The following is a 14,810-nucleotide window of genomic DNA, read 5'->3' as shown; positions in this document are numbered from 1 at the left end:
ACTGGCTGCGAGTCTCACTGCCAGCATCGCAGCGTCTCGTTGAGATGACACTTTCAGTTCACTGCTGATCTCAACTGCTTCGTCTCATTTACCCACCCACCGCGACACTGACGTGGAAGGATCGTCACCAATGGGCAGCGATCCGGGTGCGACGCGGTAGAGATTTCTGGCACGTCGGCGTGTATTCAAACTTCGGGAAGATGCCCTGTTTAAGAAATAGCTTCCTTGCGGGAAGTTCAATGGTTCTTCTCGTACCGGGCCACAATCGTGTAGCCAATACCTGATGCGAGGATCACTCCTGCAAGCACAAGCCCGTATCCGTTCTGCACCCACGGGTGTGACACCGCGTATGACGCAAGCACTGTGAATCGCAACACGAGCAATATTGTTAGAAGGAGCGCGGCAGTCAAGTAGATCGGCAACATCTTCCGAAGGAGCCTGTTGCGTCGGCTAGGGCCACGAGACCGCCGCGCTTTAATCATGGCCAGACCCTACACGCAACGAACCAATCGTTCTATGTTGTAGGGCAGCCATCCCGCCTCAGCTGGAAAAAGTGGGACGTACAGTTGTCGGTTGTGAGAGCACTTACCGTTGTAACTCAAGTAAAGGGTTGCAGCGGCGAGGACAACAGTGACGACCGGGCACGCCTCGGGTGCGCCGGCGCAAATGTAAAGACCGAGCAATAGAGTCGCACCACTGATGATCGCGTCCTGGTCAAACTGATTGAAGAGAACATAGGGGCCGTTTCCGTTCCAGCCAACGCTGAAGTTTGGGTTCACCATTCCTGGTGCCGAGGGGATGGAGTTTGGGGTGACCACGGTGATGCCAAGTTTCTTCCCCTCCGGTGATGTATAGGTGAATGTCTCCTCCGTTGCAACGGAAGTTGCGACTGTCGTCCGGGGGATTGCCGAGGCTTCGAGGCTGGCAATGAAGACACTCTCGTCCGCAGCGGTTATGGAAGTTGCCGTTGGTAATGCGGCTGCCGATAGCGTGGCGTTCGGAGTCGCTGCGTTCGCGGGGACGACACTGAATACCGCCACTGTTGAGGCGAGCAATATTGCTGCCGCAACGCTAATTCCTTTTCTCACAAGATGACCTTCTAATCAAATTACTGAGGGGCCGAAGGTCGACTCACACGCATCAGGTATACCGCGAAGGTGAGAGAAAATAAGTCGGCAAAAGTGAGGACTTGTTTTCCATGATTTGAAGAAGTATCGTAAGTTATTCTGCGTCGGAACGGGACCTTCCTCATCCAGGTGCGTCGAAAAGTTCTGCGGATAGGCGACATTTAGCCTGGATGGCGCTCAGAAGCAGATCGCGCGCTGTGCTTACGGCCTGAAGGAGGCTCTTCGGTTCGGTGTCAAGCTGGACGACAATGTCATTGATTCTTCTGAGACCCGCGCTGTTCAACAGTTGCTTTTCATCGCACCTCAGCCACCGATTGCGAGAGTGACTCGTTCTCGGACGCTTGCCAACTGGGTGGGAGTGATGCGCGAGTCGGTGCGGGTAACACGTCGTGGTGACACGCTGGTGATGTGGTGGGCCAAGGCCCAGCAGGTCGCCTCAGCCCCGTTTTCGGCTGTCGGTTCGATCTGTTCAGCGAACGATCGATGTGCCAACCCTTCGTCGTGGGTTAACGGGACGACGAGCATATTGGGATACTCATCGGGGAACAGCTCGTGGTCCTCGACGACCACTGCGGGACGCAACTTGCTGGGCTCACGAGGCAAGACACCATCACGCCAGTCGACCACGACGATACTGCCGGCCTCTAGCCGACTCACAGCAGCTCGCTGGGCGGTGCACCGAGCTCGTCAAGCTCTCGGCGGGCATCGGAATGCTCGGCAAGATAGACGACCACTCGCTCCCCATTGGCCCGGATCATTTCACGACGAATCTGCCGCGCTTTGGCCTCGGCCGTCTCCCGGACGAATGCGCTCAAGCCTTTCCCCTGTTCCCGAGCTGCCTCTTCGAGCATCGCTCGATCGGCAGGATCCAGTCGAATCGTCAAGGTCTCAGCCATACACACAAGTGTAACACGGGATAGTGACACGCATCGGATGTTCAAATTGTGAGCGAAAGCGCGACCCCTCCTGCGCGTGGCCATATCCGCTCGACCCGACTCCGCCGTTGTTTACCCTGCCGTCGTTGACCTTGCCGTCGCGTACCGCGGTGCCACCCGAGTCAACGTCATTCGAGCAGCGCGACGGTCAGATCTGCCGCTGGCAGAACCAACAGCCGCGCGGTAGCACCCAGCGTGTCGGATGCGGGGAGTAGCGTGGGCGCAGCCTCGCTCGTCTGTTCTTGGAGGATGAAATGACCCGCCCCGTTGACCGCCCTGGTACCGCGCTTCTCGTGATAGATGTCCAGAACGGCGTCATGGCCACCGCGTATCAACGCGACGCTGTGATCGTCAAGATCGCAGCCCTGGTTGACCGTGCCCGCGCCGAGACTAAGCCTGTCGTGTGGGTGCAGCATTCCTCTGACGAGCTGCCCATCGACAGCGATGTCTGGCAGATCGTTCCCGAGCTCACTCCAGACAGCGGTGAGGCCGTGATCCGCAAAGAATATGGCGACTCGTTCGAGGCGACAGAGCTGGACCAGGTGCTCGCCGAGGCCGGTATCGGTCACCTCGTCGTTGTCGGTGCGCAAACCGACGCGTGCGTGCGTTCCACCCTCCACGGTGGTTTCATCCGCGGTTACGACGCGACGTTGGTCTCTGACGCGCACACCACAGAAGACCTCACCGAGTGGGGCGCGCCGCCGCCCGCGCAGGTGATTGCACACACCAACCTCTACTGGAGTTTCCAGGCGGCCCCGGGCCGAACCGGCAAGGTCGTGCCCACCGCGGATGTCGAGTTCGCGTGAGGAACCTAGGACGAAAAGCCGACGTGGACTATTGGTTTAGCCACTTCGATCGCACCAGCACGGTGGAGTCCTCGTAACCGAGGTGATCGTAGAACGCCAGTACCGCAGTGTTTTCGGCGCGAACCATGAGCTGGACTTTCACCACTTCGTGTTCGCGCAGCCACGTCTCGGCCGCAGCCATCAGCTGCCGCCCGAGTCCCGCGCCGCGGTGGGTCTCGTTGACGGCGAGGTAGTAGATCCAGCCGCGATGTCCGTCGTGGCCTACCATGACCGTTCCCACGAGTCGGCCGTCGGCGAACGCACCGAGAACCGTTGACGCGGGTCCGTCCAGGGCGCGTTGCAAATCGAGTGCTGGAGGATTCCACGGCCGGGTGAGGCCGGCGTCGTGCCACAGGGCGACCGCTGCGGAAACGTCAGCTGAACTCAGATCCCGAATGCGCATGGCATCCAGCATGTCAGAGCTGTCAGAGCGCGTTCGCGGGTAGTTCGAGCGATACGATGTTTATAAATAGCTTTCTTCCTTGAAAATACTCGAGAGGACCTGAAATGGCCGAGACCCCGATCCTGGATGTTCGTTCCGAGATTCCGCAGAGGCGCCATGAGCTGATCTTCGAGCACTATCACGCGCTGAAGCCCGGCGAGAGCTACATCCTCCTCAATGACCACGATCCGATCCCGCTCTACTACCAGTTCGAGGCGGAGTACAAGGGGAAGTACGTCTGGAAGTCTATCGAGGAGGGCCCGGTCGACTGGCGCGTGGAGATCGGCAAGCCCTGAGCGTGGGACTGGTTCTTCCATTCGCTCTCGAGCGAGTTCTTCTTGGCCTGCTCATTCTCGGAGCGGGAGTGTGGATGGGCGGCTTCATCGCCATCACCATCGTGAGCGCCACGAGCAAGAAGTCTCTCGGCACCCACGAGAGAATCGCTCTCTTTCGCGGCCTCGGTCGCAGCTACCTCAGGGTGGCCGCGATCGCCTTCATCGTGGTCGTCATCCCCGGAGCGGTGCTCCTCGCGTTTCGCCCGTGGGATGGCTACTCGCTCGCGATAATTGTGCTCGCGGTTGCGCTCGTCATCGACACGGCCCTGGCCGTACGCCAGGCGCGCCAGCTGACCCGGATGCGCAAGGCCGCCGCGCAGGCGCATTCCGCAAGCAAGGCCGCGGGCGAGGCCCCAGTCGAGACACCACCCGCGACGCCTGCCCCCATCGCGAGTAAGGCCGTCGCGGCGCGCGTGCTGCGCACCGGAATCGGGCTGCTGAGCCTCGCCATCTTCGTCGTCGCCGTGGCGATGCCCTAGACCAGGCGCGCTGGTTCAGAAGCTGCGCTGCTGGTGGTCGAGCATGTCCTCGACCTGTGCCACGTCCAGCACCGGCATGGTGTTGTGGTTGAGAGAGCTGTCTTCGTCGTCATGGACGCGCTCGACGAGTCCGTGCAGCATCGAGACGGCGTCGTCCACGATCTCTGTGCTGCGCTCGCGCGTGCCGTGCAGCAGCCACTGGGCGATCTCGAGTTCGCGGTAGAGTCTCGCACGCTGCATGAGTTGGCGGTCGCTCGTGCCGCGCGTGGTGATGTAGGCGTTGATGGCCGCGTCTGCGGTCTCGTCGCTGCGCGCACCGAGCAGCCAGTGCAGGTCGCGCGCGGGGTCGCCGACGCTGAGGCCGCTCCAGCCGAGCACGCCCGTGACATCCTCGCCCGCGCTCAGGAACGAGTCTGCGGTGAGCGTTCCGTTGATCACGGTCGGCGCGAACTGCCAGAGTGCGGAGTCCTCGGTCGCGCGCTCCCAGCGTCCGATGAGCGCGGCAGGCACGAGCGAGGTGGCGGCCGCGCGATCCATGATCGACATCGTGGCGCGCAGGATCTCGACCGGTGCGAGCACGGGGAGTCCGGCATCCGCAACAAAGCTCGTGGGGAGGGCGTGCACCGCGGCAATCGCGCGCCCGATCGACGCCGCGAGACCGGTGCGCCCCTGCAGCTGGCCGAGGCCGAGCTTGGATCCGTAGACGAACTCGTAGACGACGGCGCGCGTGCCGTCGAGGGGGATCTGCCCGGCGAAACTCGAGACGGTGAAGGGCAGGCGGGAGCGCACGCCGGTGCTCAGTGCCTGCAGCGCGACGAGGTCGGCGGACTGCTCGGCCTCCGCGGCCTCGGAGCGCGGCACCCGGATGATCCAGTGGCGGCCGTCATCGCCGGTGATGAGCGCGGAGTCGAAGTCGCCCTGTGATGCTGAGCCGAAGGAGGCTGAGGCCACGGCATTGAGGCCCGGAGCGGCCGTGGTCGCCAACGCGGCTAGAGTGAGATGAGATCTGGCCATACCTCACAGGGTAGGTTGCGCATCGCCGGTCGGTGCCAACGCCACGCTGTTGCCACCCCCTTCGATGATTGGTCCTCGATGCCCGGTTCGTCCCCCCAGGATCTGCCACTGTCGCGCTCAGCTCATGACCGGGACTACCTGACGCGCAGGCGCCCCGACCTCTTCGCCGAGCTCGCGGAAGACCCGTCGAGTCGCGTGCTCGTGCTCTGGAACAGGAAAGCCCTCGTCGACGGGGACTCGCTCGAGCTGCTTCCGAGCGAGCGTGTTCCGCTCGCGATCCTGCGCATCTATCTCGGGAGGTCGACCGATCCCGCCGCGGCAGAACCGGTGGGAACCCCGATCGTCGCCGCGGTCGTCTCGGATGAGGTGGCCGCGCAGCTGGCGCTCGATCCGGCCTCGTGGGCGGAGCTCCGCAGCATCGGCTCCACGCTCAGCAGGCGCGACGCCGGCCTGTTCACCGAGGCGCTCGCGATGGCGAACTGGCACTCTACGCACGCGTTCTCTCCGCGCACGGGGGAGCCCACGGCATCCGAGCAGGGCGGATGGGTGCGCCGCAGCCCCGCATCGACGGATGCGCCCGGCCAGGAGAACTTCCCCCGCACCGATGCGGCAATCATCGTCGGCATCACGGACGCGCACGACCGGCTCCTGCTCGGCTCCAACGCCCTCTGGGAGGAGAATCGCTTCTCCCTCCTCGCAGGCTTCGTCGAGCCGGGGGAGTCGCTCGAGGCCGCGGTGATACGCGAGGTGTACGAGGAGTCCGGCATCCGCGTGATCAACCCCAGCTATGTCGGGTCGCAGCCGTGGCCGTTCCCCGCCTCGCTCATGCTCGGCTTCCGTGCGGTCGCGGACCCCGCCCAGAACTGGTCGCTCGAGCCGGATGGCGACGAGATCATCGAGCTACGCTGGTTCAGTCGCGAGGAGCTCATGGCATCGCTCGACGAGGTGATCCTGCCCGGAAGAACCTCCATCGCGAGGTACATCATCGAGGACTGGTACGGCGGCCCGATCGACGACGGGCGCGCCTGGTGACGACGCCTTCGTCGATCACGGCGGACGAACTCCTCGCCGGCCTGGACGAGGAGCAGCGCGTCGCGGCCGAGACGCTGACCGGGCCCGTGTGCCTGCTCGCAGGAGCGGGCACGGGCAAGACCAGGGCAATCACCCACCGCATCGCCTACGGTGTCGTCACCGGTGCGTATGCGCCGGGCAGGGTCATGGCGCTCACCTTCACTGCCCGCGCCGCGGCTGAGCTCCGTGCGCGCCTGCGGCAGCTCGGGGCATCCGGGATCGCCGCGCGAACCTTCCACGCCTCCGCGCTCTCGCAGCTCGGGTACTTCTGGCCGCAGACCATCGGCGGGACCATGCCGCGCATCCTCGAGAGCAAGGGACGCCTGCTCGGCCACGCATCCGAGACGCTCAGGCTCAAGCTCGACACGGCTGCGCTGCGCGACCTCGCGGCCGAGATCGAGTGGCGCAAGGTGTCTCGGCTCACGATCGAGCAGTATGCGGCGAGGGCGACCGAGCGCGTGCTCCCCGCCTCCGTCGATGTCGACAAGGCCGTCGCGCTGCACCGGGCGTACGAGGCACTCAAGGACGAGCGCCGCCAGCTCGACTTCGAGGATGTCCTCCTCGCGACCGCGGGCATGATCGAGTCGGAGCCGCGAGTGGCCCAGCAGGTGCGGGAGCAGTATCGCTTCTTCGTGGTCGACGAATACCAGGACGTCTCGCCCCTCCAACAGGCGCTGCTGGAGCTCTGGCTCGGCGACCGCCGCGACCTCTGCGTCGTCGGGGACGTCAGCCAGACCATCTACTCCTTCGCGGGTGCATCCTCCGACCCGCTGCTTGGATTCCCCACGCGCTACCGCGACGCCACCGTCGTGCGTCTCGAACGCAATTACCGCTCGACGCCCGCGATCGTCGAGACGGCGAACCAGCTCATGCGGGGCCGGCCTGGTGCGCTGCAACTGCACGCGGCATCCGCCCAGCACGACGTGGCGAGGTCGGTTCGGCCCACGGTCGATCGCTACAGCAGCGACTCGATGGAGGCCAGGGGAGTGGCGAACAGCATCGCCGAACAGCTCGCGGCCGGCACGAGAGCGCAGGATGTCGCCATCCTGTATCGCCTGAACGGCCAGGCCGCGGCGCTCGAGGCTGCGCTCTCCGACGCGGGGGTGCCGTACCAGCTGCGCGGCGCGACGAGATTCTTCGAACTGCAGGAGATCAAGCAGGCGATCATGATGCTCAGGGGAGCGCTCATCGTTCCCGCGATCGAGCCGCTGTTCAAGACCGTGAGTGACGTGCTGCGATCCCTCGGCTGGACCCAACAGCCTCCGGAGGCCCGCGGTGCCGTGCGGGATCGCTGGGAGTCGCTCAATGCCCTGATAGGACTCGCCGAGGCCTCCGCGCCGGAGACGACCCTGCGAGAGTTCGTCGATGAGCTCACCGAGCGCTCGGCCAGCCAGCACGAACCGACCCTCGCCGCCGTGACGCTCGCGACCCTGCATTCGGCCAAGGGGCTCGAGTGGAACACGGTCTATCTCGTCGGCGTGAGCGACGGCCTCGTGCCGGTGAGCTACGCGAAGACGCCGGAGGCGATCGACGAGGAACGCCGGCTGCTCTACGTGGGCATCACGCGGGCGCGAGCGCGCCTGCACCTCTCGTGGGCGCAGCACGGGGCGAGCGGCGCCCAGCGCGGCGAGCGTCTGCCGAGTCGCTTTCTGGCCGAGCTGGGTTCCCGGGCAGACGCAGACAGGCGCACTCGGGGTGCGGAGTCCACACCCGCGCGGTGATCCGCCCGGTCTCGACGTCGAGCCGCAGGGATGTCGCGGGCGCCAGCGGCGACTGGTCCAGCGGGTGGCCGCCGAGCCTCGACACCGCGTACCGGGTGACGAGCGCGACCACCTCACTCGTGACGAGCGCGGACTCGCACGGGCTGCGAGCACCCCAGAGCTGGGATTCGATGGCGGGCCAGGCCGGGTCGGCATCCGTCGTGTGGCGCTCGACGCAGTACAGGCAGGCGGTGCCGCCCGGCTCGACGACCGGGCCGACGCGCACGGAGGCATCGCCGTAGACCACGGCGAGGTGCGGCACGTCACGGCGCAGCCAGGCCCCGTGCAACTCGGGGTCGATCACGAACTGCGCCACGATGATGGCAAGGTCGATATGGCCTGGGGTCTCGGCGTCCTCGTGGTCGGTTCTGTGCACCGTGATGCCGCTGGCGTCGAGGATTGCCGCGATGTCGTCGGCGGTTCGACCCGCGCCGGTGAGCGCGACATGCCGGTCGGGAGCGGACGCTTCTGTGTCCGCACAGAGGATGGGGTAGACGGCATCGAGCAGCCGGGTCACCTCCGCCTCGCCGACGCCCGCATCCTCCGCGACCATGCTGAGGCCGGAGCGACTGATGCCCCGGATCAGCTGCGCGAGCATCCGGTCGTCCGCCTCGCTCAGCTCGGACAGCGCGACCGGTGGGTCATCGAGACCGAACTGCAGGCTCGTGGGGGAGCGCCAGAGGAGGCGATAGCGGGGGTCGAGTTTCAGTACCACGCCACGATGATGCCGCAGGCGGCAGACACCGCGCGCGAGTACTCCACAGGCGCGAGCTATTCGGCCGAGCCGCTGCCGTCCTCGTGCGGGCGGTCGTCGCTCACATCGTTGAGCAGGTCTTCGATGGCCTGGTCCACGGGATCCGCGTCCGTCGAATTCGGGTCGAGCAGCCGTGCCACGAGGGGGGAAGGATCGTCGATGTCCTCGGAGGTCGGAACGAGGTCGGGGTGCGACCACAGCTCGTCACGGCGGTCGGCGCCCAGCTCATCCGTCAGTCTCTGCCACAGCGCAGCGGCTTCGCGCAGCCTGCGAGGCCGCAGCTCGAGACCGACGAGTGTCGAGAACGCGGACTCCGCGGGTCCCCCTGCTGCGCGACGGCGGCGAACGGTCTCGGCGATGGCCGTTGACTTGGGCAGTCGCTTGGTCGCCTCGGCCGTCACAACGTCGACCCAGCCCTCGATGAGGGCGAGCATGGTCTCCATCCGGGCCAGGGCGGCCAGCTGCGCCGGAGACTTCGGTGGGATGAGCGCTCCGCTGGCCAGGGCGTTGCGGAGTTCTTCGGGGTCAGACGGGTTGAAGTCCACGGTGAGCTCCTCGAGAGCGCCCGTGTCGATATGGATGTCCTGGGCGAACTCGGTGATGGACGTCATGAGCTGCAGACGCAGCCATTTCGCGTGCCGGAACAGCCTCGCGTGGGCGAGCTCCCGCACGGCCAGATACAGGCGAATCTGTTCGTCGTCGATGTCGAGGCCCTCACCGAACGCCGCGAGGTTCTGCGGCAGGATGGCCGCCTGCTGCTCCGCACCGCCGATCGTGCCGAGCAGGGGGATGCCGATGTCTCCTCCGGAGACGACCTCACCCGCGAGCTGCCCGACCACCTGGCCGAGCTGCATGGCGAAGAGTGTTCCGCCGACATTGCGCATGATCCTGCTCGCGCTCTCGATCATGTTCGACATCTCTTCGGGCGCCTGCTCGCGCAGCACGGTCGTGAGCGAATTGGCGATGCTCGTGGCGACCGGCTCTGCGAGCTGGATCCAGACCGGCATGGTCGCCTTGATCCATTCGACCCGGCTGATGAGCTTGGGAGTGACGGTGAGCCCGGAGATCGTGGTCGACTCGCTCAGCCACAGTTCCGCGACCACGAAGGACTGCTCGAGTGCCTCCGTCTCGGCCGGAGTGGTCTTCTTGCTGTCGCTCGCCGCGATGCTCTTGGCCTGCTCTTCTGCGAGGCCCCAGTTGATGCCGTCGTCGCTGCTGTTGAGCGCGTTCTGCAGCTGCCCCATGAGCTGCCGCAGCAGGGCGGGATCGTTCGGCAGGCCGGCGGCATTCGCCAGCTTGCTCGCGTCGATATCCGAGTTGCCCGCGAGGAAGTCGCGCAGCATGTCTCGGAACTCGTCTTCCGAATCGTCGGACGGAGTGTCAGGCATGAAAACTACGCTAGTCGCCGTGCGCTCGCCGATGGTGTGAATTGACCTAGGCTTGACGCTCTACTGTGCGCCTGTGGCGAACATGCCGCTTGACACCACCCCTGACGAGAATGAAAGGACCGCGGTGACGCTCTTCGCCGGAGGCCTGACGGCCGTGTCCGCGGGCAATGGCGGCACGTCGCGCACCCGGCGTCTCGGGTGGGTCCTGCTCATCGTCGCACTGGTCGGCACCGTGATCTTCGCCATGCTCCCGTCGCCCTATGTGATCGAGCGACCCGGCCCGGTGTTCGACACCCTCGGCACGGTGAAGATCGGCGACGGCACGGTTCCCATGATCGAGATCCCCGGCCAGAAGACCTGGCCGGCCACCGGATCCCTCGACATGCTGACCGTGAGCATGCTCGGCGATCCGACGAATCTGCCCAACTGGCTCGATGTCGCCAGTGCGTGGCTCGACCCGAGCCAGGCGGTACTGCCGGTCGATGCGGTCTATCCACCCGGATATTCCGTGCGGGACTCCGTCAAGCAGGGCACGGTCGACATGCAGAACTCGCAGAAGGATGCCATGGCCGCCGCCCTGCGCGAGCTCGGTCACAGGGTCCCGTCCGTCGTCACCGTCGCCGGCCTCTCCGCGGAGTCGCCGTCGAAGGGCATCCTGAAAGACGGAGACAGGATCGTGAGCGTCGCGGGCACGCCGATCGACTCCGTGAACGGCCTGCGCGAGGCGATCGCGGCGGGAGGAGCCGGTTCCCCTCTGGCCATGACCATCCTCCGCGGCACGGCGACTCTCACGGAGACGGTCATTCCCAGCCTCAGCTCCGGCGCGAAGCCGACGCCGGTCATCGGGATCTACGCGGCGGTGAGCTACGACTACCCCTTCGACGTGAAGATCCAGCTCGAGAACGTCGGTGGCCCGTCTGCTGGCCAGATGTTTGCGCTGGGGATCATCGACAAGCTCACGCCGGGGTCACTCACGGGCGGCGCGCGCGTTGCGGGCACCGGCACGATCGACGCCCAGGGAACCGTCGGACCGATCGGCGGCATCCGGCAGAAGATGTACGGAGCGCAGCGCGCCGGAGCGACGATCTTCCTCGCACCCGCCGGCGACTGCAACGAGGTGGTCGGGCACGTTCCCTCCGGTCTGAAGGTCTTCGCCGTCAAGACCCTCAGCGATTCGCTCGCCGTGCTCAAGGCGGTCAGCACCGGCGAGAGCACGGCCTCTCTCAGGACCTGCTCAGCGGGTTAGCAGCGGGCCTCACGGCGGGTCCTCCCAGCTTGCGCTGGCCTAGGATGGACCGCAGGGCTGTCCTTTTGGCACGCCACGACATCTCGATCCGGGAGCAGTCTTTTGACTTCTACAGCCACAGACGAGCGACAGCCACGATCGCGCTCGAGGGCGACCGTTCTCATCTCCATCGCCATCATCGCCGTGCTGGTGATTGCATTCTTCATCTTCGCGAGCCTGTACACGGACTGGCTGTGGTTCAGCCAGCTCGGCTATCGCGGGGTGCTCACGACGCAGTGGATCGCCGGAAGCGTGATGTTCCTCATCGGGTTCTTCGGCATGGCGATTCCGGTGTGGGCGTCGATCGAGGTCGCGTTCCGCTGGCGGCCCGTCTACGCGAAGCTCAACTCACAGCTCGACCGCTACCAGCAGGTCATCGAGCCGCTGCGCCGCCTCGCAATGTACGGCATCCCGGTCATTCTCGGCCTGTTCGCCGGCGCTGCATCCTCTTCGAGATGGCAACTCGCCCTGCAGTGGCTCAACGCAACGCCCGTCGGCAAGACCGACCCCCAATTCCACCTCGACATCTCGTTCTACCTCTTTGACCTGCCGTTCTTCCGCTCGGTCGCGGCGTTCGCCTCCGCTGTCGTGCTCCTCTCCGCGATCGCGACTCTCGCCACGAGCTACCTGTACGGGGCGATCAGGCTCAACGGTCGCGAGCTGCGCATCTCACGCTCCGCGCGCATCCAGTTGGCGACGATCGGTGCCGTCTACCTCGCGCTGCAGGCCGTGAGCATCTGGCTCGACCAGTACGCGACCCTCGCGTCGCAGACAAGCACCGACCTCATCACCGGTGCCTCGTACACCGACGTCTTCGCTGTCATCCCCGGCCGCGCGATCCTCGCCGGAATCGCCGCGGTCGTGGCCGTGCTCTTCGTCATCACCGCGTTCATCGGGCGCTGGCGACTTCCGATCGTCGGAACGGCGCTGCTGCTCGTGAGCGGACTGCTGATCGGCGCCGTATATCCGTGGATCGTCGAACGCTTCCAGGTGGAGCCGAGCGCGAGAAGCCTCGAGAAGCCGTACATCGAGCGAAACATCGCGGCGACGCGGGACGCCTACGGTGTCGCTGGCGTGCAGGAGGAGCCGTACACCGCGACCTCGGATGCCGAACCCGGCGCCCTGAGGAACGACGCAGAGACAACGGCCAACATCCGCATCCTCGACCCCGCTCTCGTCTCGGACACCTTCGCCCAGCTCGAGCAGATCAAGCAGTACTACCGGTTCCCGTCTTCCCTCGACGTCGATCGCTACACGATCGACGGCAAGACCCAGGACACCGTGATCGCCGTGCGCGAGCTCGACCAGAAGCAGCTCGGTGACGCGAACAGCTGGTACAACAACACCGTCGTCTACACGCACGGTTATGGCGTTGTCGCCGCCTATGGAAACCAGCGCTCCAGCGAGGGCTTCCCGGTGTTCCTCGAGTCGGGCATCCCGGTGAAGGGCAAGCTCGGCAAATTCGAACCGCGCATCTACTTCGGTGAGAACTCTCCGGGGTACTCGATCGTGGGCGCTCCGAAGGGGGCACCGAAGATCGAGTTCGACTACCCGGCGGGCGACAAGCAGTCCAATAAGAACGCGACGACGACCTACGATGGCAACGGCGGACCGAAGCTCGACAACGTGTTCACGAAGCTCGTCTACGCCATCAAGTTCCAGTCGGAGCAGATTCTGCTGTCCGAGGCCGTGAACAAGGATTCTCAGATCCTCTATACGCGTGATCCCAAGGCCCGTGTCGCCAAGGTTGCGCCGTACCTCACGCTCGACTCCGACGCATACCCCGCTGTTATCGATGGGCGCGTGAAGTGGATCGTCGACGGCTACACCACGAGCGCGCAGTACCCCTACTCCAAGACGGAGCAGCTCTCGAGCGCGATTGCCGACACCTACCAGCCGGCCCCCGACTATCCGATCGACACGATCAACTACATCCGCAACTCGGTGAAGGCAACGGTCGACGCATACAGCGGCAAGGTGACGCTGTACGCCTGGGACGCGAAGGACCCGATCCTCAAGACCTGGGAGAAGATCTTCCCGTCCACGGTCAAGCCGATGAGTGACATGAGCTCACAGCTGCTCAGCCACGTTCGCTACCCGGCCGACCTGTTCAAGGTGCAGCGCGCGATTCTCGGCACGTATCACGTGACCGACTCAGACACCTTCTACTCGTCGAGCGACGCCTGGGTCAGTCCTCCCGACCCGACCAAGGCGAAGCCGGCCCCGCTTCAGCCGCCGTACTACCTGACGATGAAGATGCCTGGCGCAAAGAAGCCGGCGTTCTCGATCTACTCCACCTACATCCCGAAGTCGAGCACGGATGACCGTTCGATTCTCACGGGATACCTGGCGGCCAACGCGGATGCGGGCGACACGAAGGGCACGATCTCTCCCGACTACGGAAAGCTCACCCTGTTGACGCTGCCCAAGCAGGACACCGTGCCGGGGCCCGGCCAGGTGCAGAACAACTTCAACACCGACACAGCGGTCGCCAACCAGATCTCGCTTCTGCAGAAGGGTGACACACAGGTCAAGCGAGGAAACCTGCTCACGGTGCCCGTCGGTGGCGGGCTCCTGTATGTGCAGCCGCTCTACGTCGAGTCGACGGCCGAGACGACGTATCCGATCCTGAGGAAGGTTCTCGTGTCGTTCGGCGACAAGATCGCCTTCGAGGACACCCTGGATGCGGCCCTCGACGACCTGTTCGGCGGAGACTCCGGCGCCCAGGCCGGCGACAGCGGCAGCGAGAGCACTCCGTCCACCGAGACCCCGTCACCCGAGACGCCGGCGACGCCGGGGCCGACCACCCCGCAGGAGAGCGCTGCCGTGAAGGCGGCTCTTGCCGACGTGCAGACCGCGCTCACCGATCGGGATGCGGCACTGAAGTCCGGCGACCTGACGAAGTATGCCGCGGCAGACGAGAAGCTCGTGACCGCGCTCAAGGCACTCTTCGCGCTGGAGGGCTGAGTTCCGCCGCCCTCCCGCCCTCCACTCGTGAGATTGTTGGCGATTTCCGCCCTAAAACCCGGTATTTAGGGCGGAAATCGCCAACGATCCCTGATCTCGGCAGCCTTGGTCGAGGCATCCGGTGCTGTGCCGCTGTGGTAGTGTTAGTGCTTGTGCCGCGGGGTGGAGCAGTTCGGTAGCTCGCTGGGCTCATAACCCAGAGGTCGTTGGTTCAAATCCAGCCCCCGCAACCAGACAGCAACACAAAAGGTCCCGGAACCCCTAGGGTTTCCGGGACCTTCTGTGTGTAGGGAGCTGCTCCGAGACATCCGGGGCTTATAGGCAAGAACGTGTGGATGGGTCGGGTGTGTCATCCGCGTCCTGCCCAGCCTGATCGGTGCCAGAGTCCTTCCTCGGCGTTGAGGCCGG

The 14,810-nt window shown here is 65.1% G+C and carries 13 protein-coding genes, 1 tRNA gene and 1 pseudogene; 8 read left to right on the top strand and 7 right to left on the bottom strand.

Annotated features, from left to right (window positions below):
• Positions 1-491: 491 nt before the first annotated feature.
• The 3 genes from ABUA28_RS00075 to ABUA28_RS00065 form a co-directional block, all read right to left on the bottom strand.
• On the bottom strand, positions 492-1,088 hold the full coding sequence (locus ABUA28_RS00075) for a hypothetical protein (RefSeq protein WP_349901697.1): 597 nt from the start codon (positions 1,086-1,088) through the stop codon (positions 492-494).
• Positions 1,089-1,430: 342 nt separating this feature from the next.
• Positions 1,431-1,784 carry a type II toxin-antitoxin system PemK/MazF family toxin gene (locus tag ABUA28_RS00070; protein WP_349901696.1) on the bottom strand — a complete coding sequence of 118 codons (354 nt, stop codon included), beginning with the start codon at positions 1,782-1,784 and terminating at the stop codon, positions 1,431-1,433.
• Complete coding sequence (locus ABUA28_RS00065) at positions 1,781-2,023, bottom strand: type II toxin -antitoxin system TacA 1-like antitoxin (protein WP_349901695.1); 243 nt, start codon at positions 2,021-2,023, stop codon at positions 1,781-1,783. Before ABUA28_RS00065 ends, ABUA28_RS00070 begins: the two co-directional genes overlap by 4 nt.
• Positions 2,024-2,316: 293 nt before the next feature.
• Between ABUA28_RS00065 and ABUA28_RS00060 the strand changes: the two genes are divergently transcribed.
• Positions 2,317-2,868 carry a cysteine hydrolase family protein gene (locus tag ABUA28_RS00060; protein WP_349901694.1) on the top strand — a complete coding sequence of 184 codons (552 nt, stop codon included), beginning with the start codon at positions 2,317-2,319 and terminating at the stop codon, positions 2,866-2,868.
• 28 nt (positions 2,869-2,896) lie between these two features.
• Here the strand turns inward: ABUA28_RS00060 and ABUA28_RS00055 are convergent, their stop codons facing one another.
• Positions 2,897-3,322, bottom strand: a complete 426-nt coding sequence (locus ABUA28_RS00055; RefSeq protein WP_349901693.1) for a GNAT family acetyltransferase — start codon at positions 3,320-3,322, stop codon at positions 2,897-2,899.
• 92 nt (positions 3,323-3,414) lie between these two features.
• On the opposite strand from ABUA28_RS00055, the gene ABUA28_RS00050 reads away from it, so the two are divergent.
• Together ABUA28_RS00050 and ABUA28_RS00045 are read left to right on the top strand one after the other, a co-directional pair.
• Positions 3,415-3,645 carry a DUF2249 domain-containing protein gene (locus tag ABUA28_RS00050; protein WP_349901692.1) on the top strand — a complete coding sequence of 77 codons (231 nt, stop codon included), beginning with the start codon at positions 3,415-3,417 and terminating at the stop codon, positions 3,643-3,645.
• A 2-nt stretch (positions 3,646-3,647) separates the two neighbouring features.
• Positions 3,648-4,163: a hypothetical protein gene (locus tag ABUA28_RS00045; protein WP_349901691.1), complete on the top strand. Its 516-nt coding sequence runs from the start codon at positions 3,648-3,650 to the stop codon at positions 4,161-4,163.
• 15 nt (positions 4,164-4,178) lie between these two features.
• Here ABUA28_RS00045 and ABUA28_RS00040 read toward each other — a convergent pair whose 3' ends face one another.
• Entirely contained in the window at positions 4,179-5,177 is a 999-nt protein-coding gene (locus tag ABUA28_RS00040) for a phosphotransferase (protein ID WP_349901690.1), read from the bottom strand.
• 78 nt (positions 5,178-5,255) lie between these two features.
• Between ABUA28_RS00040 and nudC the strand changes: the two genes are divergently transcribed.
• Positions 5,256-6,209 carry an NAD(+) diphosphatase gene (nudC, locus tag ABUA28_RS00035; RefSeq protein WP_349901689.1) on the top strand — a complete coding sequence of 318 codons (954 nt, stop codon included), beginning with the start codon at positions 5,256-5,258 and terminating at the stop codon, positions 6,207-6,209.
• Positions 6,206-7,969 carry an ATP-dependent helicase gene (locus ABUA28_RS00030; RefSeq protein ID WP_349901688.1) on the top strand — a complete coding sequence of 588 codons (1,764 nt, stop codon included), beginning with the start codon at positions 6,206-6,208 and terminating at the stop codon, positions 7,967-7,969. Before nudC ends, ABUA28_RS00030 begins: the two co-directional genes overlap by 4 nt.
• Here the strand turns inward: ABUA28_RS00030 and ABUA28_RS00025 are convergent.
• Positions 7,941-8,561: pseudogene (locus tag ABUA28_RS00025) on the bottom strand (hypothetical protein); the annotation flags it as partial. The gene ABUA28_RS00030 and the pseudogene ABUA28_RS00025 sit on opposite strands and share 29 nt — an antisense overlap.
• A 218-nt stretch (positions 8,562-8,779) precedes the next feature.
• On the bottom strand, positions 8,780-10,150 hold the full coding sequence (locus ABUA28_RS00020; protein ID WP_349901687.1) for a zinc-dependent metalloprotease: 1,371 nt from the start codon (positions 10,148-10,150) through the stop codon (positions 8,780-8,782).
• A gap of 82 nt (positions 10,151-10,232) precedes the next feature.
• Here ABUA28_RS00020 and ABUA28_RS00015 point away from each other — a divergent pair, with 82 nt between their 5' ends.
• The 3 genes from ABUA28_RS00015 to ABUA28_RS00005 all read left to right on the top strand — a co-directional run bounded on the left by ABUA28_RS00015 (position 10,233) and on the right by ABUA28_RS00005 (position 14,635).
• Entirely contained in the window at positions 10,233-11,396 is a 1,164-nt protein-coding gene (locus ABUA28_RS00015) for a YlbL family protein (RefSeq protein ID WP_349902678.1), read from the top strand.
• A 102-nt stretch (positions 11,397-11,498) separates the two neighbouring features.
• Positions 11,499-14,402, top strand: coding sequence for a UPF0182 family membrane protein (locus ABUA28_RS00010; RefSeq protein ID WP_349901686.1), 2,904 nt, complete (start codon positions 11,499-11,501; stop codon positions 14,400-14,402).
• A 156-nt stretch (positions 14,403-14,558) separates the two neighbouring features.
• Positions 14,559-14,635 (top strand) — tRNA-Met (locus ABUA28_RS00005).
• Positions 14,636-14,810: the final 175 nt, after the last annotated feature.

It is taken from the genome of Parafrigoribacterium humi (assembly GCF_040227205.1).
Taxonomy (GTDB): domain Bacteria; phylum Actinomycetota; class Actinomycetes; order Actinomycetales; family Microbacteriaceae; genus Parafrigoribacterium_A; species Parafrigoribacterium_A humi.
This window is presented reverse-complemented; position numbering and strand designations above follow the sequence as displayed.